Annotated in this window: 14 protein-coding genes; 7 read left to right on the top strand and 7 right to left on the bottom strand. The window is 40.4% G+C overall.

Features of this window, described 5'->3' with window-relative positions:
* The first annotated feature begins 10 nt into the window (after window positions 1-10).
* The 3 genes from IW22_RS05425 (at window position 11) to IW22_RS05415 (ending at window position 13,144) form a co-directional block, all read left to right on the top strand.
* A complete protein-coding gene (locus tag IW22_RS05425; RefSeq protein ID WP_034724857.1) occupies window positions 11-10,906 on the top strand; it encodes a LysM peptidoglycan-binding domain-containing protein in 10,896 nt (3,631 codons plus the stop codon).
* 602 nt (window positions 10,907-11,508) lie between these two features.
* Window positions 11,509-11,982, top strand: a complete 474-nt coding sequence (locus IW22_RS05420; RefSeq protein ID WP_034724856.1) for a hypothetical protein — start codon at window positions 11,509-11,511, stop codon at window positions 11,980-11,982.
* A 208-nt stretch (window positions 11,983-12,190) separates the two neighbouring features.
* Window positions 12,191-13,144 carry a hypothetical protein gene (locus IW22_RS05415; protein ID WP_034724854.1) on the top strand — a complete coding sequence of 318 codons (954 nt, stop codon included), beginning with the start codon at window positions 12,191-12,193 and terminating at the stop codon, window positions 13,142-13,144.
* Window positions 13,145-13,265: 121 nt separating this feature from the next.
* Here IW22_RS05415 and IW22_RS05410 read toward each other — a convergent pair whose 3' ends face one another.
* Together IW22_RS05410 and IW22_RS05405 are read right to left on the bottom strand one after the other, a co-directional pair.
* Complete coding sequence (locus tag IW22_RS05410) at window positions 13,266-13,670, bottom strand: hypothetical protein (protein WP_034724851.1); 405 nt, start codon at window positions 13,668-13,670, stop codon at window positions 13,266-13,268.
* 78 nt (window positions 13,671-13,748) lie between these two features.
* Entirely contained in the window at window positions 13,749-14,009 is a 261-nt protein-coding gene (locus IW22_RS05405; protein WP_034724849.1) for a hypothetical protein, read from the bottom strand.
* A gap of 293 nt (window positions 14,010-14,302) precedes the next feature.
* Between IW22_RS05405 and IW22_RS05400 the strand changes: the two genes are divergently transcribed.
* On the top strand, window positions 14,303-14,749 hold the full coding sequence (locus tag IW22_RS05400) for a GNAT family N-acetyltransferase (RefSeq protein WP_034724846.1): 447 nt from the start codon (window positions 14,303-14,305) through the stop codon (window positions 14,747-14,749).
* Window positions 14,750-14,895: 146 nt separating this feature from the next.
* Here the strand turns inward: IW22_RS05400 and IW22_RS05395 are convergent, their stop codons facing one another.
* The 5 genes from IW22_RS05395 to IW22_RS05375 form a co-directional block, all read right to left on the bottom strand.
* The gene (locus IW22_RS05395) at window positions 14,896-15,363 is read right to left on the bottom strand and encodes a hypothetical protein (RefSeq protein WP_131401693.1); all 468 of its coding nucleotides are present in this window, start codon (window positions 15,361-15,363) and stop codon (window positions 14,896-14,898) included.
* Between the two features lie 142 nt (window positions 15,364-15,505).
* Window positions 15,506-16,090: a hypothetical protein gene (locus IW22_RS05390; protein WP_034724844.1), complete on the bottom strand. Its 585-nt coding sequence runs from the start codon at window positions 16,088-16,090 to the stop codon at window positions 15,506-15,508.
* Window positions 16,091-16,606: 516 nt separating this feature from the next.
* On the bottom strand, window positions 16,607-18,145 hold the full coding sequence (locus IW22_RS05385; protein ID WP_131401692.1) for a membrane-binding protein: 1,539 nt from the start codon (window positions 18,143-18,145) through the stop codon (window positions 16,607-16,609).
* A gap of 249 nt (window positions 18,146-18,394) precedes the next feature.
* Window positions 18,395-19,006 (bottom strand): hypothetical protein, encoded by a 612-nt coding sequence (locus tag IW22_RS05380; RefSeq protein WP_131401691.1) that lies wholly within the window; start codon window positions 19,004-19,006, stop codon window positions 18,395-18,397.
* Window positions 19,007-19,034: 28 nt separating this feature from the next.
* Window positions 19,035-19,841 (bottom strand): hypothetical protein, encoded by an 807-nt coding sequence (locus tag IW22_RS05375; RefSeq protein WP_131401690.1) that lies wholly within the window; start codon window positions 19,839-19,841, stop codon window positions 19,035-19,037.
* 359 nt (window positions 19,842-20,200) lie between these two features.
* Here IW22_RS05375 and IW22_RS05370 point away from each other — a divergent pair, with 359 nt between their 5' ends.
* From IW22_RS05370 to IW22_RS05360, 3 genes are all read left to right on the top strand, one after another.
* Complete coding sequence (locus tag IW22_RS05370; RefSeq protein WP_034724840.1) at window positions 20,201-22,438, top strand: sensor histidine kinase; 2,238 nt, start codon at window positions 20,201-20,203, stop codon at window positions 22,436-22,438.
* Window positions 22,439-22,447: 9 nt separating this feature from the next.
* The gene (locus tag IW22_RS05365) at window positions 22,448-23,077 is read left to right on the top strand and encodes a response regulator transcription factor (RefSeq protein WP_034724838.1); all 630 of its coding nucleotides are present in this window, start codon (window positions 22,448-22,450) and stop codon (window positions 23,075-23,077) included.
* A gap of 342 nt (window positions 23,078-23,419) precedes the next feature.
* Window positions 23,420-23,905 (top strand): hypothetical protein, encoded by a 486-nt coding sequence (locus tag IW22_RS05360; protein WP_034724836.1) that lies wholly within the window; start codon window positions 23,420-23,422, stop codon window positions 23,903-23,905.
* Window positions 23,906-23,943 lie beyond the last annotated feature (38 nt).

The following is a 23,943-nucleotide window of genomic DNA, read 5'->3' as shown; positions in this document are numbered from 1 at the left end:
ACATTTTATTATGAGCTTATCCAAATTAGCTGCTACCTTCAGGAGCCAGGCCGCTGCCAATAATAACAACATTACTATTAACGCAGCATCTTTTACCGATTCGGACCTGATCCCTCAGGCTGGGCTGGACGATCTTTTGTCCAAAAGCTACAAGCTGCCTGCTGATTCGTTTCTGCTGATAGACATCTCCGGTACTTCTATCCCTGAGCCTGGAGAAACATTAACGATTACCAACGCAACGGCGGCCATACTTAATGTAGAAAAAACTAATACTTCCGTCACCCTGATCGTTACAGCGAATGATGCGGATGAAGTTCAGTTTACCATACAGATCAATCTCTCCAACTGGACATTTGCCACAAGCTGGCAGTATATGACCGGTGGTGTATTTGACAATCTTCCTTACACTTCGCCTTCCTTTATTTTCAGTACAGATGAAGTAGCTGCTTTTAAATGGCAGCAGAAAAATATTTCATTAACGGAAGGACAGAACTTTGCAGCACTTATTACTCTGACCAAATGGCTGCAGCCTGTTGTGAATTTCTTTACTTCCTGGACCTCGTCTACACAGCTGGCTCTTGTGGGAAGTATAGATCCTTCACAGGTTAACAATGAAGATATCGTTTATCCTGATCTGGATCTTTTTGTCAATGTAGATGCCACTCTGATATCCCTGGGATTTCTGAAAGTCAGCAACCCCGGTATTGGGTTTCAGATTAAAACCGAAGAAGAGACCATTCCCACCGAACCGGAAGATGAAGGGGATGCACTGCGCCTTGAATACGAAACGGATGATGGGTTGATGCCAACCGCAGGTGAGACGGAAAAAGTACAGACGCCTATACTCTACTTCCGCCTGTTACTGGCAGCTGGCGATGCGATTGTATTGAATTTTAGTGCAGCCGTTGAATCAGGATCTTCTTCTTTCCTGCTGAATGTAGCTTCCGAACCGGATAAACCCCTTACCCCGCTCAGTTTATTTGGACTGATGGCCGGGCAGAATTGGTTTCAGACAATCCCGCCCACTTTACAGCAGTACCTCAACAGTATTGCATTCAAAGGATTTAATACCTCTCTGGATTTCAGCAACGGGCTGAGTATAACCAGCGTATCAGCATATATAGGATCGAATGGCGCATGGACGCTTTTCGATAATTTTGTTATTGAGCAATTTGATGTAAACTGGGTCATCATTGGTCCGGGTACCACGAATGCACAAAGTTTATATTTCAGCGCAAGAGTCAACTTCTTCCCCACTATATTTGTGGGAGGTTTCGATGTAGAAATCACTTCAGATCTTACGCTTTCTGCTGCTTTTACGGGATCGGTTACATTTAACAATTTATTATCAGCCATTACGGGAGGAGCTATTAACATCCCTGAAAATTTATTGCTGGTTGAGTTTACTGCTTTCGGTATCAATATGGATATCAACAGCAAATATTATGAGTTTTATGCCAATGCCAATATTGACATCAATTTCATCACCAATGTTTCGGTAACTGATGGTACCCTGCGGCTTACTTCTTCCTCACCCGCAAGCGGTTCCGGCCCAAGTATATTTACAGCCCAGGTATCGGGATTATTTGCCATTGGCAGCCTGCAGCTCAATACGGATGTGAATTACAATTCATCTGACGGATGGGACTTAAGCCTCGCAATGCCTGAAGGCAGTAATTTAAATCTGGGCGAACTCATTAAGCAATTATTCCAGACCATTAGCCTGCCTACCAGCTTCCTTCCTGACAGCTTAAATATTACACAATTCTCGCTGAATGCCACCATTCCAAGCGGAACAGGAAAAAGCAGTTATGAAGTAAAAGGAGGCCTGCAATGGATCTTTAATTTCCCGATTATCGATCAGAAGATCAATATCATCGCCAATCTTTGGCTGAAATATGAAGCTGCAAGCAATGATTCTGCCACCGGAAAATACTCCGGCGGTGTATTAGGCAGTGTCACTCTGGATTACTTCAATGCCACTGTCGGCATCAGCTATAATTTCTCCGAAAACAACCAGCAGCTCGCGATTACCTGGGAAGGTTTTACTGCCATGTATGACGTAAGCGGGCAAAGCCGTACCATTGTTTTCTCCATTAAAAACTGGACCTTAGGCGGATTGATCACTTCTTTCATGAAGATGCTGTTCAACCCTACATTTGAACTCGATGCTCCATGGGATATACTGAACAAAATAAGTCTGGACGGATTCTCGGTGACTTACAACCTCGACACCAAAGACATCAAGGTTACCTACAAACTGCCTAAAACGCTTAACCTTGTATTCATCAATATTAACGGCATCAACCTTACCAAAACCGAGAAAGGAGTATTCATCACCTTCGATGGTAATTCCGTGGTGCCTTCTATCAACGACAGTAACCTGTTCAAACCTTCCACCGGCGGACAGGACATTCAGAAAATGCCGGAAGTACCGGGACAGGGTAACCAGTATTTCGACCTGCGTCTGCTGGCCATGGGTCAGCATGTAGAACTGGTCAATCCAGCCCAATACAATTCTATCAAAGATGTAACCAAGGCCATGCAGGAAGCCTTTACGGAACCTAAACCGGGCACTGTGCCTATAGGACCGGGTTCTGGCAATACCCTGCTGCAGTTCAATGAGGACAGCAACTGGCTGATCGCTACCAATTTTGGGATACTGAATGCAGGCACCAAGGATAAACCGGTATGGACGCTGGATATGCAGGTTGTGTTTAATGATCCTAATCTGTACGGTCTGCGTATCGCCATGGCAGGCGGAAAAGCCAAGATATTCGAAGGGCTCGATTTTGAGATCATGTATAAAAAAATCTCTGACTCTATCGGGGTCTATCAAATAGATCTGACGCTGCCTAATGCCCTGCGCTATCTGCAGTTTGGAGCAGTCAATATCACGCTGCCTTCCATCGGTATTGAAATTTATACCAATGGTGATTTCATGGTGGATATTGGTTTCCCATATAATATGGACTTCTCCCGTTCGTTCACCCTGCAGGCCATTGTGCCGCCGGGTATCCCTGCTATGGGTTCAGGAGGAATATATTTCGGTAAGTTAAGCAGTGCTACGACTAATAAAGTCCCTAAAACCAATTACGGAAACTTTAATCCGGTGATCGTATTTGGAATCGGTTTGCAGGTAGGTGTCGGCTATAGCGTGAATTACGGTATACTCGATGCCGGTTTCAGCATTACCATGTTTGGTATTATTGAAGGGGTGATCGCCGCTTACTATCCGTACAGCGGAGCTTTACAGGAAAGCAATAAGGAACAGGTAGAAACCTCCTATTATTATTACCTGCAGGGTACCATCGGAATTATTGGTAAATTATACGGTTCCATAGACTTCGGGATCATATCGGCCAGTGTCAATATTACCGTCATGGTGTATGCACAGGCTACTTTTGAAGCCTATAACAAAATACCACTGGCTATTGTAGCTTCAGTGGATGTCAGGGTTTCGGCTAAACTGAATCTGGGGATCTTCTCCATTACCATTCACTTTACGTTTACGGCCAAAATCCGCTTTGACCTTACCATTGGTACAGATCAGACTGCCAAAGCACCTTGGAACAACAATCTTGGAGCACCACATGCTGCTGCCCGGTTGTCTGCACCTGCGGCTACTGTACGAATTGCACCAGCCCGCAGAGCAACGCCGCTTGATGGTGCTTTGCCTGTTGAATTTGCAACCCTTGATGCATTCGAAGGAACAGGGGAAATCTGGCCTGATCAAATGGTGATACGCCGTTCACCGCATATGCCTATCAACTACAGTTCTGTATTAGCAGCAACTTCTGCGGACAGTCTGCCTACACTGAATCTGTATTTTGTCCCTCACTTGACTGTGGCAGGACCTGAAAACGGCAACCTGAAAAATCAGACCGCACAATATGTAGCGACCCTGTTCACCGACGCACCTGATCCATCGGGTGATGGCAGTGGAACTACGACTTCTTTTGAATATCTATGCGCCGACTTCTTCCGTTGGCTGGTGCTGAACTATATTGATCATACCCCATCACAATCTGCCCGTGCAGAAGTAGATACGGAAGGTATTTCAAAAGCGGATCTTGATGCTTTGATCGCCTTCCTGTCCAGCGAAAGCAATCCTTTCCCTATACCAACCCATGATCTGCTCAGCTTCCTGCAAAACAGCTTCCAGGCCGTGAACGTTCAACTGTTGGAAAACAATCTGACTGCAGCAGCCATCTTCCCTATGTTCTTTGATCTTGAACTGAAGGTGCCTGATATCTCATTAGACATCCAGTTCAATAATTATAATATGGCTACGCAGGAATACCTGTCGGCAGTGAAAGAATGGTTCAATGAACTGGCTGTGAAAGTACAGGAAGAAACAGCAACCGCTGCCCGATTTGCAGTATCCGATCCGCAGCAATGGAGTATGTCTACTTTTGTTTTTGAAGATTATTTTGTACTGCTAGGCAAGCAGTTGGCTGGTTATGCATCCGATGCAATGGATAACTTTACCTATCGCCTAAGCAATGGCAACAGCCTATCTGCTATGGTCAACTGGGCTAATGGCATTACTGTAGACGGAACAAGCAATAAGGTCAATGTACAGGACATCGCTACCGTTAATCAGACTCATCCGCTTACCGGCAATACTCCGGTAGTCATAACAGGGATTATGTATGATATTGCAGATGGTGACACCTTCACTTCTGTGGCTGCCATTTATGCCATTACAGCAACCATGCTGATCACAGAGAATGCAGCTGTGCCTGGATTATTGGCACCTCAAACGCTTACTTATAAAGGAAATTCCTATACTGTACAGGCTACTGATACGATCAATGCAGTAGCGGCCGGATTAAAAACAACGGTAAGTGATCTTGCCGCTGATACCAGCTTCCAGAATACGGCAGTCCTTATGACGGGCAGCTGGCTGATCATTGGAGCTGCAATTTATACTGCTAAGAACGAAGACACCTTTAATGGCATCTGCACTGACGTCTACAAAAAACTCGACGTAAGTGCTTTACTGATGCAAAACCAGATAACCCCAGGATTATTCATTGCAGGTAACAGCTTTGAATACAATACCATTCCATATACTATTGTACCGGGTGATACGCTGACCAGCATGGCCGCTGCTATTTCCATATTAGCAAATGCTACGGTTACCCCTCAGGACCTTGCGGGTAATCTACAGGTACAGGCCCTGCAAGTCCAGCCGCTGGGTCAGGTATTAGTGCAACCGTTTATCCATACGACCGTTTCCTTCGGCGATGCAGCTGAGGCCGATACGCTGGATACATTAGCACAACAATATAATACTACGGCAGCCCTGCTGGCTACCAATTATGCCAACCAGCAGCAGGACAAATTATTCTATGACGGCGAAGGATATACCAACGCCAATATTCCGGGTCTGCAATACCTTACCGTAGGCAGTATTCTGGAATACTTTACCGATAATAATTCTTACGGACAGCTGTCTGGTATGGTATCGCGCTATCAATTACATGGCATGCGCCTGCCTACCACTCTTCCGGGACTTACCCTTTCAGCTGGCTCACCTTGTACCGGTTCCAATTGTGCCCTGTATTCATTGACTGGCCAGGAATTTGCCCTGCCTGCTACGATACCTGCAGACTTCTCGATACAGCTGATCAACAATTCATTAAGCTGGCTCCAGTTCAACGGAAAAACAATGAAGGAAGAAGGTGGCAATACCCTCGATATCACCTTAACCTCTGAAGATCTTAACCAGATCAGCACCCTGCTTACCTATGCACAGGAAACGGGTGTACAGCCGGATGTACTGGAACTTGCGCCTATGCAGCCTTTCAATCTGCAGGCGGTACAGTATACCTTCCAGACTACTACGAAATGGCAGACATCCGGAGCGTTGAATTTACCTTACGGATCTCCGGGAGACCAAAGCAATGTATCGCCACTGATCTGGCAGTTCCCTTCCGGTCTGCTCAACCAGCTGGCACTGCCTAAAGAACAAGGCTCAGCGTTCAGTGTTCAGATAGGACAGTACGATGCCGCCAAAGGGGTGATGGATTACTGGCCATCTTCTTACTACGGATGGAGTACGATGGTAGATATAGAGCTTAAACTTCTGGATACTGATTCTACCGCTTCGGTAAATGCTTACAGCTATGAACTTCTGGGGGCAAGTGAGGCTGATGCAACTATTCTGCAAAGACTGTTGCTGGCATTAGATCCAAAATCAGCCAACAATAACACGGATAAGATCGTTGATATACAATGGCTGTATGAAGGCTCAGACGGATTGTTATCTGTCGGCATGGAGCATATGAAAACATTTATTGTACAGGCCAATCTCTCAACCGAAACCAATCCGGATACCTCTGCTCTGAAAATGGCAGCAAGAGAGGAAGCTGACGCAGCGCCTACTACAGGTGTACTGAACAGTATCTACGATTTCATCCGTCTGCTTTGGGAGTGCAGCATTACCCGTTCAGGAGGTTATTACCTGATGTATAACGAAACTGAGGGCAACACAGGTTTCCCTTCCAGTGTATTCGGTAAAGGGGATACAGCTAATGTACGTCTCCTGGTCACTTACAGCAGCCAGTACAACAACAAACCAACTGATTATATGACCTGCGCCGTAACAGGCGATAAGATCGATGCGAACTCCTGCGTGGTCTATGCACAAAGTGAAATGCAGAAAGGATTGTCATACCATGTTAACACTCCTGATGATACGATCGATAGCATTACGGCCCGCTTCAATATACTGCCTGCCGAACTGGTAGAGCTGAATAAAAAAGTAACCCTCAATACTAAAGCAGATGCAACAAACCCTGCACAATATCCTGTACCTGTTATCACTTTTAACGGATTGGTAGCCGAAGTAGGAACAAACGGTCCCGGCAACTCATTGAGCTCTATTGCGGCCTATTATGAAGTAGATGCAACGGCTATTCAACAGCTCAATCCGGGTATCAGCGACTGGAACAACCTTCCGCTTTGGCAACTCATATTGTTACCTCAGGTACAATATACCATCGGCGGTAAAGCAGGTGCAACCTTCGAAACCATTACTGCCTATTACTTTATAGACATGGCTGCTATGGCCTGGGCTGCAAGGGATGTCGTGAACATCTTTGTGAATCCTACCACGCTTAACATCAACGATCAAATCCTGCATAAGGTAACTGCTGTACAGCAAGGTACTGCCGGATTTGACCTGAACCGCACGAATCCTAATCCTGATCCGGATAAACAACCTAAAGTAACGGATCCTGATTATGCCGAAGTATACCTCAACAATATGTACAACCTTCTGAGTTATCAGGTGGTGGAGAACAGTTGGTTTACGGAAAGTATTGTAGGCTTACCTGCAGGACCTGCCAAGCCACAGACACAGGACGATGTACTGGGTAAAACAGACAACATCAACAGTGACGACGATCTGATATGGTATTACAACCAGGTGGTGCCTATTGCCAAGTTCGCTAAGCCAAATGCTTTTATGAGCTATCCGGCCGGCTATCCGCAGGAAGATGGAAACCCTTACCGTGGTATCGGTCATCCGGTGCAGGTGCATTTTGACTGGGTAGATTATTATGGTAATCAAACGGTTACTCCGTTCAGTGATCCGCAGCTGGATCCTGCCACACCAATCAATAATCCTCCTATCCAGACAGGTTATGTGGATGAGTTGAAAGGGCTTAGTAAATGGCCAAGTGTGGAACTGAGTTATTTGTTTGACCTCGGTACCAATAATGAACCGGAACTGAAGCTGGAATTCAACTTCAATACGCAACGCTATAACGAGCTTCCGGATGTACCGGCAGACCAGCAGCAAGACTGGAAACAGAATGCCGCCAATGATTTACTGACCTACACGAATGCATATTATCAACTGACCCAACTCAATCCGGTAGATGGTAAGAATACTTTGACTGCGACCCTCAGTACATCGCTTACTCCTGGTAAAGCCACCAATCTGTCCGGAGACCAGTTTAACCAGTTATTACAATTTGTAAAAGATATTTATACCTATTTATCAGCACGCAGCCAGGGGAATCAGGGCACAGCTCCGGCTATGAACCCGCTCACCAGCCCGGTTAATGCAGCAGATATCGATACCCATTCCATCTTGCAGCTCACTGTGAATCTTGATTTTTACCGAGACCTGAATTATGTGAACACGGACTTTAAAGACAGTACTTTGGTCACCCAGGCTCTTACGCAGGTGAAACCGAAAACGATGTCTACAACAGCACAGGACGGCACTGATCCGCAGTACAGTCTGAATGAGTTTGCTGCCCTGTTTGAAGCCGCCTTCTTAAGTGTTGGTAATTACGAACTGAAGATTGCCATCGGTACGAATGCTGCAACAGCAGGCGGTGCCAATAACCAGGCTGTGTTTGTAGTCCGCATGGGCTTAAGATCCGGTCAGGGTATTTACTGGCAGGTCAACCAGGCAGGTACTTATCAGCTGACGGCTGACTCTATTACCCAGCTGACAGCAGACGGCGTACCGGGCGATGTGACCACTGCGATCAATACGTTGGTTGATACTCTGTATGACAGCAGAGATCTGTTTGACACTGCTTTGCAGCAACAATTGACAGCTGAACAGTTTAATCAGTACAGAATCAACATCTATACGTACAGTTTGCTGAATGCCGTATTCTATGCTCCTAAGCCATTGGCCACAAGCCTTGTTTCCAAAGCTGGTGTACCAATATGTGATTATCTGACAGGCCAGGGTCTGGATTGCAGCAAAGGTGAAGTGCAGACGTTTACAGGGATAGATATGGATAACTGGGGCTCACAATCCCTCAATGCCATTGATGTGTTCCTGAGCGCTGATTATGCTATACCAGCTTTCCTTGTGGATCAGTTGAAATCAAATGAAGAAATAACATGGCTGGATGCGCAGGGCATTGATGCCACGACTTACCTGCAGGCGATCACCAATGCTAAAACTAAACTGGCCGGAGCCATTGCTTCAGAAGTGGAGCCTGTGCTAACAGCGCCTTATGTTTCAACTGCATCGGGTGATCATACCAGCCTTGGCAATGCGAAAGATAAATTTGAACAGCAATTGCTCAACCAGCTTGGTAATGCCTACACTGTCAATGCTCTGGTACAATTTGAAGTAACAGCTGAATCAGACTTTGTGGCATCCGGCAGTTATCAAACACCGCCACGCCTGTATGGTACCCCGGTGATCGGTAACAAAACAGATGGTGAAGCAAAAGAATACAGCATCTCCACCTCCAAAATCCAGCTGAATGAAAAGGATGCCACCGATACGGATTCCTTCCTTACTTTCAGCTTTACGACTAAAAATGCGAAGGAATTTACCAGCGTAGATCTGGATATGACCTATGTAGTGACCCATGTGGAATGCGACATCAGGGATGTGGCAGGGATCAACGGCTATCAGGGCTCTAACTGGCTTACCTTTATTATTCCTGCTGATGTTAGCAGTAACAGCAATACGCTTAAAGCAGCGTCTGTTGCCTCATCTCTACAGCAAAGTTTAGGCAATGTAGATATTCCTGTAGTATTACGTAACTATCCTACACCGCCTACATTGACCACACAAACAGGCAAAAGCGTATCTGTAGAAGGTGACACGACCAAAACACGTCTGGCCAAAGCATCCGAATGGGACTTTACGTATTCGTATACCGAAGATCAGGCTGCGCAGGACAAAATATTCTCTGATATTGAGTTCAATATGATTCCGAATCCTTCCGCAAAAATGTTCGGAGCACCTTCCCGCGACCTCTTCAGTGACCTGGCACAGTTCGTCACCGTATGGCCGCAGGTACTGGACGATTTCAACCGTTATCTGAAACTGATTAATGCTCAATCAGACAGCAGTGATACTAATCTGGCTAATGCTTATTATGCATTACAAACCATGGTTACTTTATCCAATAACCTTGCTATTGCCTGGAGCGAATTCAACAGTCTGCTTTTCGGTAACCCTAACAGCAATGGTACTGCCCGAGCCTACGATTTCATCATCCGTCAGACAGATGATACTGATTTCGACAACCGCCTGCTGGTGACCATTGTACCTTCTGTGGATATGTCTGCCAGTGATCTGTTGTTATATCGTGGTACTAAAGCTGTACTGGAAGCAGAACTGCCGCAAACCCCTTACGTAACGATTGACAACTATACAAAAGTGAATGCCACCGATAAGAAAGGCGTGCCTATTCCTAATGCGTATTGGTATCAGGCCGCAGATAAAACTTATCTGTCATGGGAAGAATCCTTCAACATACCATCGCGTAATGTCAATGTAGATGCACTGAATGTTTTACAGTTTCAGTATGCCTGGGCAGGTCTGTCTATTATACGTAACGAGGACCTCGTGCCTTATAATCCTACAGTGAACGACTTTATTTACCGCACCCCGCTGGTAAGGTTCTCCAATAAGCTGATCCCACTGCTTAGCAGCGACGATACGTTTGATATTGCAAGGATTAATAATGATACAGGACTGAACCTACCGCTTGCCCAGCAATTGGCCAACTTCTTCAGTACATTATTTACGTACGATGAACTGGCAGAGCAATTGGTGAAACTCAGCGTATCATGGAATTATCCTCTGCTGGCCTCATCAGGAGATCTGCTCCCTGCGATAGAACTGCCTGTGTTGCTTGCAGCACCGTTCACTTTCGAGATCCCAACGGATTATGAGATTCCTGCCGTAGGATGTCAGCCATCCTTCAGCGACTCCGACCCGTTTGTGTGCCGTCTGGCCAATACGCTTAAAACATGGTATAGTCAGCATCAGCCTGTCAACAACGGGGCCTGGTTGCAGATCGATATAGCCGTTTTCTCATCGCTCAGCGAAAGCAAGCTGCCGCTGATAGAACTTAAAGACGTTATCCTCTATTATAAGAATATTACAGATATGAATGCTTAACAAAGCTTTAATTTCAACATATGAAGTATACCAAAAACCCTTGCTATTGTGAGGGTTTTGGTTTTTATTTGCTGATTTAATATTGAGTAAAAGAGTATAGAATGCTTATTTTGTTTGTAGTTATGTTATTTTATTCGAAGTAAAAATTTTAAAGATGAAACGCTTTTAAACACGAATTTCACAAATAATTTCACAAATAACACTATTATCATACTATGTGAAGAAATCTGTGTAATCTGTTAAATCTGTGGGAAAATAAATAGTTTATTGTTAAAGTAATCTCCCGCAGATTACACAGATGCGGCAGATGTTTGCGTTTTATTAATCTGTGTATTCTGTGGGATTTGTGGGAGATTTACCACGCAAAGATCTATTATAACTCTTATGATTGTAAGGGGAGTAAAGGGAGCGATTTCATCGCTGATTAAGCGGACGGATAAGATATTCGCTTCATTGAACTAATTAAGGATTGATGATTTCATTCCCTCTCAGATTATGTTTCTGGGCAAAAACAACGATGCTTGTGCTAGTGGAGGGATTTTTTTAACAGGATCTTACAAAAGAAAATGCCAAATATTCCGTTTAATTCTTAAATTTGGTCCATGCGAAAGAATTTTTATCTCATCATCATATCATTTTGTCTTAGCAGCTGCTATACGTACCAGGTTAAAAAACCAGCGGATCCGGCGACCGATAATAAGCAGGACTCTAAAAGGAATGCAGCTCTTTCTAATAATGCTTCTTCTGAGCAAATGAAAAGTTCGATAGCGGAATCCCAAAGCCAGAGTTCACAACCAGCACCTGTTCCAATCAATGTTCAGGAGAAACTTGCTCCTAATAAAAAATTTAAAATTGACGTTGATGGCAAGAGCTATAAAATAATCGTTGACAAGTGGGAAAGCGACAGTCTGGTGGCCCACCCGATTAGCAATCCTAAGAAAATTCTGAAATTCCATAAGAACCAGATCAATAGTGAGAAAATTGCGGAAAAGCGCTTTTCACAGCCCATCGCTGATATTATTACGGTGACTGCTTATGCGGGAATTGGGGTTTTAATATGGTCACTTCTTAAATAGATTTCAAAAACAATATATATAATAAATCCTGACGAGAGTTGGGATTTTTTGTTATCTCTCAAACACTGATGTGAGCCTTTGGCTCATACCGTATGATAGTCCTTGGACACAAGCGGGACGCTTGAGCCAGCTGAGGGCTTTTTGCTTTATGGAAAACCTTAGCATATGTAATATCTTGTTTAGTATATTTGAGTTATAATAAAATTCCATGATAATCTATCTTGATTTAAATATTTTTGACAGAATAGAAAAAATTGATTTTCTTGAAGAAAACGAGAAATATGAATATCTACAATTATTAGATTTAATTTCTAATAAAAATATTGAGTTGCCTTATTCAAATGCACATTTAAATGATCTATTGAGAGGTTGGAAGAAAAACCCCAATTATATTGAGGGACATCTTAAAAATATACAGAGATTAACAAAAGATTTATGCATTTGTCAATATTGGGGAGAAAAGAAGGTTTGGTGGCACAAAAGAGATATCTATGAATTCTTCAATTCAAAAAAAGATGAAGTAGATATATTCGATGAAACTTTAGATGAATTGTTTGATTTTGACTTAGGTGAAAAAAGCCCAATCCATTTAACAAAAAAAGTTCCACTTCCATATGAATGGATCTCACAAATTAAAAAAGATAAATTTGCTCAATTGATGTTTCCAACAACTATCCAAAAAAGCACATTATATAGCTTATTTTCAGACTTATATAGTTTTCAAATTAAACTCAAATCAGACTATAGCTTTTATAAATCTTTTAAAGCTCAATTATCAAAAAATATTTCCTCACTAAAAGGCAATAAAGATGTTGTAAATTATATAAGAAAAAATGATGAAGTTCCGAATCACTTAAAATTGGATTTTTTTTCAATCGCTGATGCTTATAAGCCTAAATTTGAAATTAAAAAAAATGACAATGAATCTTATTATAAGGTAATTGAAATATTTTACCAATTTGATTTACAAGGATATAAAACCGACGCCAATTTTAACAATATGTTTGATGATGGATTACACACTTTTTATGCTTCACACTGTGATGTCTTTATAACAAATGATGAGAGATGCAAGTATAAGGCGGAAAAAACATTCGAAAAATTGAACATTAACACCTTAGTAATAAAATCAAACGAAATTGATAAAATAAGAGACTTTTAGTAACCTCAAGCTAGTGCAAAACTCTGTCTTCCTATCCGATTATAATTCTTGGACATAAGCGGTGAGGTGATCGGTGAGAGAATCTATCTGTTAAAATCCCCTCTCTAATGAGGGGATTTAGTTATAATAATTCGATTTCTTTATACTCAAAATCATCATCATTTATATCAAAATCTTTTAAAATTGTTTCTTTTCCTTTATTTTTCGAAGCCCTTTTACGCTCCTGCTCTTCATCGTTTTCCAACATCTGCTTTTGAACATATAAAGTTTGTGCTATCGAAGCCTCACTTGCATGGACGGGCTTTTGATTCTTAAATAAATCCTGCGCAAGAAAAAATGCAGTATTTAGGTTTCCTACTGTCTCGGATGTTACCCATGTTTTTTCCGTTAGATGGATTAGCCAATCCCATAAAAGAACCCCTTTAAATTCTCTTGTTTCCCAGAGTCTGGAAGCATCCATTCTGTAATTTCCATTTACTAAAATTCCATCTTTATCTACAACGAAATTTCCAAATTTTATATTCATATTTTTTTATGTAAGCATTTGAGCTTGTGACTATAATATAGATAAAATATTTTTAATTACAAAATGAAAATTTAGGTTTTATTCTTTTACAGGTTTAATAAATATATATGATATTTTACCTAGAGATACACTATCATCTTCGTAAGCATCATGAACTAAGTATTTTCCAATCTTCAAATTATGTTTATCAAAATTTCTCTTATATCTTTCAGGCAATCGACTATAGTAATTTTCATCAAAATTAAATTCTTCCCCTTCTTGTGAAGTGAAATAGTCTTCAAATTCATAATTAAATACTGCTCTATCACTTGTATCTGAATATATGTGTACACTTGTCATAAATAAATTTTTGCGTAAGATAATAATTTAATTTGCTTCACAAACTTTTTATTTTCCTCTAAGAAATAAAGCTAACTTTTCTATTTATCCAAAGTCTCACAATTTTCTAAGACTTATAAATTAATCATAAAAAGTATCGTTCTTCAAAATCCTATAACTTTAGAGATTGTATTTCAATTTAGCCATAGAAAACAATATCTGAAGAAACATTTCCAACATCCCAAATCTAATACACCATACCAAAACCACAATTCCAAAATTTCCTGTATCTTGGTACTACCCAACACCTATTTATGAAAATCATCAATTACACCAAAATTTTCAGAGAAGATTGTATTCAAATCTTTAAGAGTAATCAACCTAAATTTTTTGCGAGCGAAGAGTTGCCGCTCTTTGAAAGCTTTCTGGATGATGATACTGAAGAGAATTACTTCGTCGTAAAAATCGATGGTCAGGTAGTAGGGTGTGGTGGATTTTTCCTGGATACAAGGGATCATCTTGGAGGATTATCCTGGGGAATGGTTCACGCCGATTACCATGGAAAAGGAATTGGAAAAGCATTTACCCAGTACAGGATCGATTTGTTGAAAAAAACTTACCCTTCTATCCCCTACAAAATTGAAACCTCTCAGCATACCGCTGAGTTTTATAAAAAGAATGGATTTAGAACGGTAGAAATTGTCCCGGACGGATTTAGTAGAGGAATTGATAAATACACGATGATCATGGATGTCATTTAGTCTTACTGTATTACAACCACTCGTCAAATGTGATTAATAGTTTTACTCTGCAAAAACAAAAATCCCTCAAACCATTGAGGGATTCTAAATATATCAATTACTAAATCCTTTACTTCAATTTCAGAAAGTAAACTCTTACTACTTCTTTACTTCATCAGCTTATCTGATCTTTTGTGCCAAAATTTCCCTATCAGAAAACCAATCGACGGAAATAGAAAAGAACTGGACATTCCAATCAATAAGAAGGTAAAATCATCATCGAACAATGGAAGATTTAAAAAGCCTAAATAAGTCCAATGCATATTTAGCCAATAGTGCATCAGAAAAAATCCTAATGTCCAATTGTTGCCACCGAATATAGAAGCATTTCCAGTGCCTCCATTTGAAATGATATACCCCAATATTAAAAGCAGATTGACGAAAAATATCCAAAGAACAGACCGGTATTTCATTTGATGTTTCGCATTAAGAAATCCTCCATAAATGGTCATCAATAAGGCTATCATGAAACATACGGTCCGTGAAGCAGACAAATTTTCAACACCAGACAAGGCAAAATTCCATCCTAAAGGAATGCATAAAAGATACAGCACCATTGAGTAATTGATTCTCATCGTTTTTATTTGGCTTTAAGTTCTTTACAATAGGAATTTGGTTTTGGATACCTACTCTTACTTCTTTCAATAATACTTAAAAGTTTTTAAATTTTCGGATTTCCGATGAACACTTATTAAAACTTGTATACATCCGGCTATTCTACTCCTGCTGTATCCATTCAAATTTTCCGTCTTTCAAATAGATGATTCCGCCACCACAGGCTTCTTCCTGATGGATAAAAATTCCGTCATTGGGCAGTTTGATTTTATCGGATTCCTTTACTTCTTCGTCGCTCATGATGTCTCCATTTTCATTGACGTTATTCCAGTAGATTTCACCTTTGGGCGCTTTTTCAAACACACCGACCCAGTCGATATCATCAAATCCCTGACCCAAAATCTCTTTTCCCATGCCCAAATATTCCACTTTTTTGTTGCCAAACATAATTTCCAGGCCGTATTTTTTATTGTCTGTGTTTTGAACAATTTTCACCGTGTCCGGTAATTGATCTCCATCCAAATCGCAGGAAATTGTATTTGGACTGTGTTTTTGTGATAAAACCACGTTGTCCTTTATATTGGGATTTGATTTTGGTGAATGATTTTCCTGCGGTTGGCTGGATGGTTTATGATTGGTGGGTTTTCGGGTTATTTCGTTTTTGGGTTGTTCTTTTTTATCGTTCTGACAGCTTATAATGGTCAGGGCGGTAAAAAGGGATAGGGTTAAAAGTTTGTTATTGATCATGGTATGTGGTTGATGGCGTGGTTTCAAAAAGGTAACTTAATATGAGTTCGGGTTAAGATTTTTTTTAGATCTCAGATTTCAGACATCAGATTTCAGATATGAAAGTAGAGATTTGGGATTTTTTTTTGAATTTTAGCAGTTCATTATGTTTCGGGATGCAGGGTTTAAACCGGGAACGGCCTTTCAAATCCGTATACTGGATCAACTTCAAAACCCGTGAAACTAATAATCTTTTTTTGACGCAAAGAAACTGATGATCCTGTTAATAAAGGGAAGCAAAGGCGGAATCAATTTCATTGATTCGATTAAGCGGATGTTGTATACCGATAGCTTCATCAGTGACGCAGTCACATTCTTTGCCTTACTCAAAACTAAACGTTAAGAAGATGAAGCTTTGCGTTTAAAAAAGCTTATCGGCTCACCAGTTTTGCAATTGATCCCAAATTCCTTACCTCTTGCCTCTGAAACTCATCACTCATCCTTTACAACTCATAACTCTTTCAAAATCAGGTTACTTTATAAAGATTCATAAAATTCATACTGAAGATCAGCTTCTGTAATCAATGTGTTGAGCGGGCTGTAAAGATCTGTCTCTTCCATTTCTGCCAGGACTTTAGACTCCTGAATTAATTTCCCTTCAGGGTTAGAAATTTTGATCAGAACCCACTTTCCGCTGCGCTCCAGTTCTTTAAAACCGTATTCAGATTTGTATTTGATTTTTCCGCTTTGAAGGATACCATCTTTTACCACGGATTTATTGGCCGCTTTTCCTTTCACATACTGTACAATCTGCCCTGTGAAACCATCTTCCTGTTCCAGCGGTTGGCTGTAGGTGTAAGTAATAGCACCGTTTTCATCATAAACCGTGGAATTGTATCCGCTCTGATCTGCATTAATCTTTGTTTCCACTTTTAATTTTTCCTCGTCCCTGAAAGATTTGGAATGTATTAAAAGACCATCCTTATACTTCTGTTCAATAAGTCCTTCGTACAGCGTCCCGTCATAAGGCATCCCGTCTTTATAAGCTAATGCGCCTCTTTGTTTTCCGTCCGGATGATAATATCTGATCTCCTGGGTCATCTCCTCTTTTATGAACTGCTCGGAAGATAATTTTCCATTTTCATCAAAATACTTATTCAGGATTAAAGAGCCATTTTTATAAACATCGATAGCTGAGAAGCCGGAAAAATCATAATTAAACTGATAATCCTCGCCGTCCTGTGGCTTGTAATACTCAGTTTCCTTATCATAAATGTAAGTAAGATTACCGATCTGCTTACCCGTTTCATCATAGGTTTTCTGATAGCCGCCTTTTTTGTTTTTCCTGTCTTCCTGAAGAATTCCACCGCTTTTGGAGTAGATGGTAATTTCTGTTACGATTCCGTCTTTGTTCTGTTTTTCAATTTTGGAAACCTTCATCGGGTCCTGATAATACTCTACCAACACCTTATCGCTGGAACTTCCGGAGCTGTTTGATCCGATATATTTCCCTTTATTGCCATAGTATTTAGTTTCAAAAAGTTCTTCTTTGCTGTTGCTGATAGTTTCATAACGGATTCCTTTAATATCTTCATCATATACAACCGATTTGAAACTGTCTGGAGTATCATACGTGGTAACAGTATTGTTATAAGACATTTCTTCCGGGTTTTTATAGTTGTAGATGGTCCCTGTAAAAGTACCGTCTGCTTTATAAACCAAATCCTCCTGCACTCTTCCCTGCTGATCAAAAGTCTTTGCCGGTCCTACCTGGTTGCCTCCTGAGAACGTCCCTGTACTCAATACTTTGCCTTCCGCAGTGTACCAGGTGATTTTGCCTTCATAGACTTCATTTCCGGGTGTAGCATCAGAAACAAGACCTTCCATCTGAAGTGTTCCGTTCTTATAAAAGTCTCTGATTAAAGTAAGTTTTCCTTTACGCTCTGTTTCCCGGTAATACTCCATTTTGCTCTGAGTGGTTTTCTCCCAGTTTTCATCAAAGTACATTTTCTCCTGTGCACTGGCGTGAATGCTTATGATCAGGGCAAAAACCGCTGATGTAAATAATTTTTTCATATTTTTTAAATGGTTTAGACAGGGAATTTCACCTCCTCTCATTATAGTTCTGCATCATCTTTTCCGGACCCATAGAAAAATTTCATCATTGTGTTTTTGGGTCCGAAATAATTATAAACAAAGATCTGTAAAAGCATCACCGTATAAAATCCCTGCTTTCAGCTAATTTGTGCCCTTACCCGTTTCGAAATAAAATAATAAAAGAGGAATGGATGGATGAGTTTTACAGATCTTATTTGTTTTCATGGTTTATTTTTTCCGCTTTTCAAATTTACCGGTTTCCCTGATGAGGTATGACGAGTTTATGGTTTCTGATCGTCTCGATGCCCTATAAACGTTATGCACCGAGATATTAGAACTGGAAATCGAGCTTGTGGTCGAATTCGAAAACCTGGGACTTCCATCATAAGCAACCAGCAGTTCGTCAATTTTTTTATAGTTTCTATCAAACGTTACCATAAGGGTTTTAAGTTCACTGTCCCTGTCCAGATAAGTCAATACAAAAGTTTTGAAGTTTCCGGGAAAGGACAGCTGGTAATTTACTGTAACGTTTTTACCGGATTTCAACCACTTCTGCAAACCCAGCTTTTCTACCTGTTCATTGGACAATTTAGCATACACTCTTTCTGAAGGATGTTTTTTTCTGTACGCTTCGTCAAAAGTCTCAAACCTGTTGGTTTCCGATACCGGTAATTCTTCCATAGGAACGTTCATAAAAGAAAACTGAGCATTTACTGAATCATTACGGGCAGCCTGAGCTTCATTGATGTATTGATTTTCTTTGTTCTCTGAATTATGTATTTTTTCCTGGCAGGAAATCACTGTTCCTAATAACAAAAAATTAAAAACGGTCTTTCTCATTGTTTTACTGTTTTCTCTTGCGATGGTTTTAACAATCAAACTGAATGGCTATTTCTGCTGCTTTTTTAATGAGTTTTCCTTTTTTCGCTTGAGAAGAAAGATAGAGAATCACCCGTTCTTCCTCATAATCTCTGTTGGCCCCGAAAATAAAATCTGGTTTTCCATCCTTGTCAATATCTCCTATGAAAAGCAGTTCAACAAAAGTATCATTGAATGATTCTTCCTGTAAAAACAAGGTTTCCGGAGCATTATTGGCTGACAGATAAAGCTTATAATCCTTTACATTCTGATAGAGCTCCTCACCTTCATCCGTGTGTACTTTTTCTGATGACAGTACCTTTCCTTCTGCCCGCAATGTATATTCTTCATTTCCAAAGCGGAATTTCAGTTTTTCTGTTGGCCAAATTTTATTTTTTGTAATTTTCACTGTCTTTATTTCACCCAATGTCAATCGTGAATGGCCTATGAGTAAAAGACTGTTATTTTTAGAATGAATGATTTTCGTAGAATCTCCTGAACATTCAGAATATCCGCTTGAAATGGTATAATCTGCTTTACTCAAATAAAATTTTCCGTCCTTTTGATATAAGTCCAGCCAATCCTTTGCAAGTCCGTTGACTTCATTGTCTTTTCCAAAGTCCCGGTATTCTTTAGGGAGAAGAATACTGATAGCTTCCGTTGGTTCTTCAACCGGATTCTGTTTCAGATCCGCTGAATCTTTACTAAGCTGAACCTGTGCCTGAGGCGGCACTGTTTTATTTTTTGTTTCCTGCTTTTTATCTTTACAGGAAATCGTCATTAGTAAGGGTAAAAAAATCAAAATTGTTTTCTTCATTGTTTTGCTCTTTATTGATGATAGGCTTCCGACGATGGGACACCTTCTGAATCAAAATTACATTTATTCATCTCCATTTTGATTATACTATTTGTCTTCACAAATTCTAAAGGCAAATTTGTGCAAAAAAATCATGATAAAACATCCCTGTTTTCAGCCAATTTGTTCAGTTCGGTCTCATCCTTAAAATTAGCTGAAAACAGGGATTGAAAAAACGCACAAGAATAACGAGTTTTGGTTTTATCTATGAAGGGGCTCATCTATGACGGTATTCACTGTCATTTTGTTTAAATTGAATATGAAATATAACCCGTGAGAAACCGCAAAGTAATAACTTTGCCTTCTCTATATCCTGAACAATGCTGATTAATTTTTTTTCCTTTTTACGCTTCCCCATTCTCTTTCTATGTCTTGTCTTAGCGGGTCATGCTGCATCAGCTCAGGAACTTTCCAACAGCCCGGAACAGCTGTACAAAAAGTACAAACCGGGAAGTACCCAGCGAATGATGATGACCGGAAAATATGCACAGGCTCTATTTTTCAATAAACAGGAAGATAAAGCGATTGCCATTTTAAATGAAAATATTGCTTATGCTAAAAAGGAACCGGATGGAAAATATGCGGCTTATTTATACATTATTTCAGCAATCAACTACAGGCTGCTGGACAATGTTAAAGCCTATGAAAATGCATCCAGACTCGCCCAGTTCTACGAAACAAAAACAAAAGATCAGGAAACAAAAGGCTATGTAGCCTATGGAATTGGGTGGATCCGTGCCCGCAATAATAAAGAAGCTGAAGCAGTTCGCTATTTTTTAAAAGCCCTCTCGCTGTATGAAAAAGCACCCAATTCTGAAAGTTTAAATAATAGAAAAGCCTCGGTATACCGGGAATTGAACAGTATTTATGCTGACTGGAATGAATATCAGCTGCAGGAAAAATACAGTAAGCTATCCCTGGAAATTGCCTTACAGCAGAAAGATCCCATGAATTTGTTCGATTCTTATATGGCGATGGGCTATATGTATGAAAAACGCTATGAATCTACCGATAATAAAGCTTTTATCACCCTGGCAGAATCGTATTATCTCAAAGCAATAGAGACTTATAAAGCCAATAAGGCGCGTATGCCTATTCCTTCCACACTTTCTTTTGTAGCGATCAATCTGGCTAATCTGTATTTAAATTATTTCCCTGAATCCTACAGAGACAAGGTGCTGTATTATGCCAATCTCGCTAAAACTCAGGGTACCGCAACAGGAAATCATGACCATGCAGCGTCCGCAAACGGTATTCTGGCAGAATTAGCTTTGCAGAATGGTCATCAGGAAGACGCGAAAAACTATCTGATGACGGCATTGGCAGAATCGGAGTATAACAATATTGAAGATCCGCAGGTCAAGCTTTCTATTTTTGAAAATCTTTCCCAACTTTTTCAAAATGAAAACAATTTTAAAGAAGCCATATTTTACCAAAAGAAATATATAGAAACCTTTAAGCAGATTTATGATCAGAAAAATACAGCCTTGGGTAAAAGATTGGAAATCCAGTATGAAAGGGAAAAGCAAAAGCAACAGTTGCTCCGTCTGCAATTAGCCTCTGAAAAGCAGGAACAGCGTCTTAAGGAAATGAGCTGGCACAGTCTGCAACAGGCTCAGAAACTGGAAAATCTGGAATTAACGAAAGAAAATCAGTTTAGAAAACTGGAATTAACTGAAATAGAAAACAGTAAAAAAGCTCAGGAACTCCGTTTATCACAGCTGGAATCTTCTAATAGAAAACGGGAAGTAGATCTGTATAAAGCCCGGGTGGATTATAAGGAGAAGATCAATACCTTTTATATCGGGTTGATTGCTTCTGTTTCTTTACTGCTCATTTTGCTGCTGTATGCTTATTTTCAGAGGACAAAAGGCATTAAGCAAAAAGAAAAATTACATCTTCTTGAAATGGATAAGGTGATACAAGACTCAAAAATATCCAATCTTACGCTGATGCTTGAAGGTCAGGAACAGGAAAGAGGAAGAATAGCCCGGGATCTGCACGACGGCCTCGGAAGTTTATTGTCCGGAACCAAAATGAATCTGTTTTTACTAAAAGATAAATCCAGTGATCAACATCAGCCGCAAATAGAGCGATCCATGGCGCAGATCGATATTGCAGTAGACGAACTTCGCCGTGTTGCACATAATCTGATGCCGGATCTGTTACTGAAGTATGGCCTTCAGGAAACTTTGATGGAATATGTTTCCCGAATGGCGACTCCGACGCTGGATGTAGATGTCCAGTTTCTACATTATTCAAATCAGCTGCCATTGGAAAGTCAGTTGCTGGTCTACAGAATTGTTCAGGAATTGGTCAATAATGCAGTCAAACATGCCGCTGCAGAGCAGATCATTATTCAGTTTATCGAAAATGAATCCGATTATGTGATTATCGTGGAAGATGATGGAGAAGGCTTTGACATCAAGATCCTGAATCACGCTCATTCCGCAGGATTTCACAATATCCGTTCACGCGTTGAGTTCCTGAAAGGCACTCTGCAGATCGATTCCCAGATCCATATAGGAACCAATATTGAAATTAAATTTCCAAAATAAAAACAAACCATGATTAAAATTGCTATAACCGATGATCACCCATTATTGCTGGAAGGCTTAAAAAATATTCTCTCCCAACAGGAGAACTTTACGATTGTCGGCTGCTACTCCTCTTCAAATGAACTTCTTACAGGACTGGAAAACCAGATTATAGATGTTTTATTACTGGACATTAACCTTGCCGATGGAAACAGTATAGATTTGATTAAACCTATATTAAAAAAACATCCGGCTACCCAGATCATGATGCTGAGTGTGCATAATGAATTTGCCGTCATCAACAGTACCCTGGAAGAAGGCGCTATGGGCTACATTCAGAAGAATGCTCTGGTCACGGAAATCATTTTGGGCATACAAACGATCCTTAAGGGTGAGAAATTCCTGTGCAATCAGACCCAAAAAATTGTAGAGATGAAAACGAATTCAGGATTGAATGCAGTCCCCAAATTAACCCGCCGAGAAAAGGAAATTTTACTGGAGGCATCTTTAGGTCTTACCACCATTCAGATAGCCGATAAGCTGTTTATAAGCCCGCACACAGTGGAAAGTCACCGCAAAAACCTGATTGTAAAATTCAAAACCACTAATTTAAGCACGGCTATCAAATTAGCCATGGAATACGGATTGGTTCGGGAGTGAAGAAACTGATCACTTCTTATCGGTTTCTTTATTTTACCGTGAGTTCGAAGAAAATCCTGGCGTCTAAGTTTTGGCTAAAGCCTTTTGCAACAGGTATATCCTGTAGGCGGGCTGAAGCCCGCCCCTATTGAATATACAGGAAACAATCAGAAATACTTGTCAGTCTATCAGGATGTTAAGCATTATCACAAGGAAAAAAGTAATTTCAATCTGTCTTTTTTCAGTTTTATCATCTCAATGTTATTATCCCAAACTTAGTTTATTTTAATCTGGATTAATTAAAAATAACTTTCCGATATGACCTTTTTTGACTATTTTTACCTGATAATATGTAAACAATATATGAGAAGAATCGTATTTGCAGGAATAGTGACTTTAGGAGGATTTCTAACAGCAAAAGCACAGTGTACCACCGTATCCACCATTACAGAAAATTTTGATACATGGAAAGAAATGAACAAATGCTGGACGGCTCAACAGGGAAAAGCAATGCTCTACGCCGGTGATAAAAAAATCATATTTTATTCGATGACCAACCCGGGAGAAAATATGTATTTAGTCACTCCAAAAATTAAGGGAGGAACCTATACACTGACTCTTGATGTTTCAGATAACGGAGGAGAAACTACCCTGGAACTTTTCTCCATAAGCAATGCATCCGATGCAAAATCGTTTGTTTCAATAGCTAAGCCATCCAAGATAACAGGTGATAAAAAAACATTTGAGATCACTTTACAAAAAGACACTCATTTGGGTCTGAAAGTAATGTTGAATGGTATACATCAGGCCGTTTATGTAGACAATTTCTCTTTGAAACCTAAAAAATAACTCACTAAGGATTCATCTTTAGAGATACATAAAAGGCT

It is taken from the genome of Chryseobacterium sp. JM1 (assembly GCF_000737715.1).
In the GTDB taxonomy this organism is placed as follows: Bacteria; Bacteroidota; Bacteroidia; order Flavobacteriales; family Weeksellaceae; genus Chryseobacterium.
This window is presented reverse-complemented; position numbering and strand designations above follow the sequence as displayed.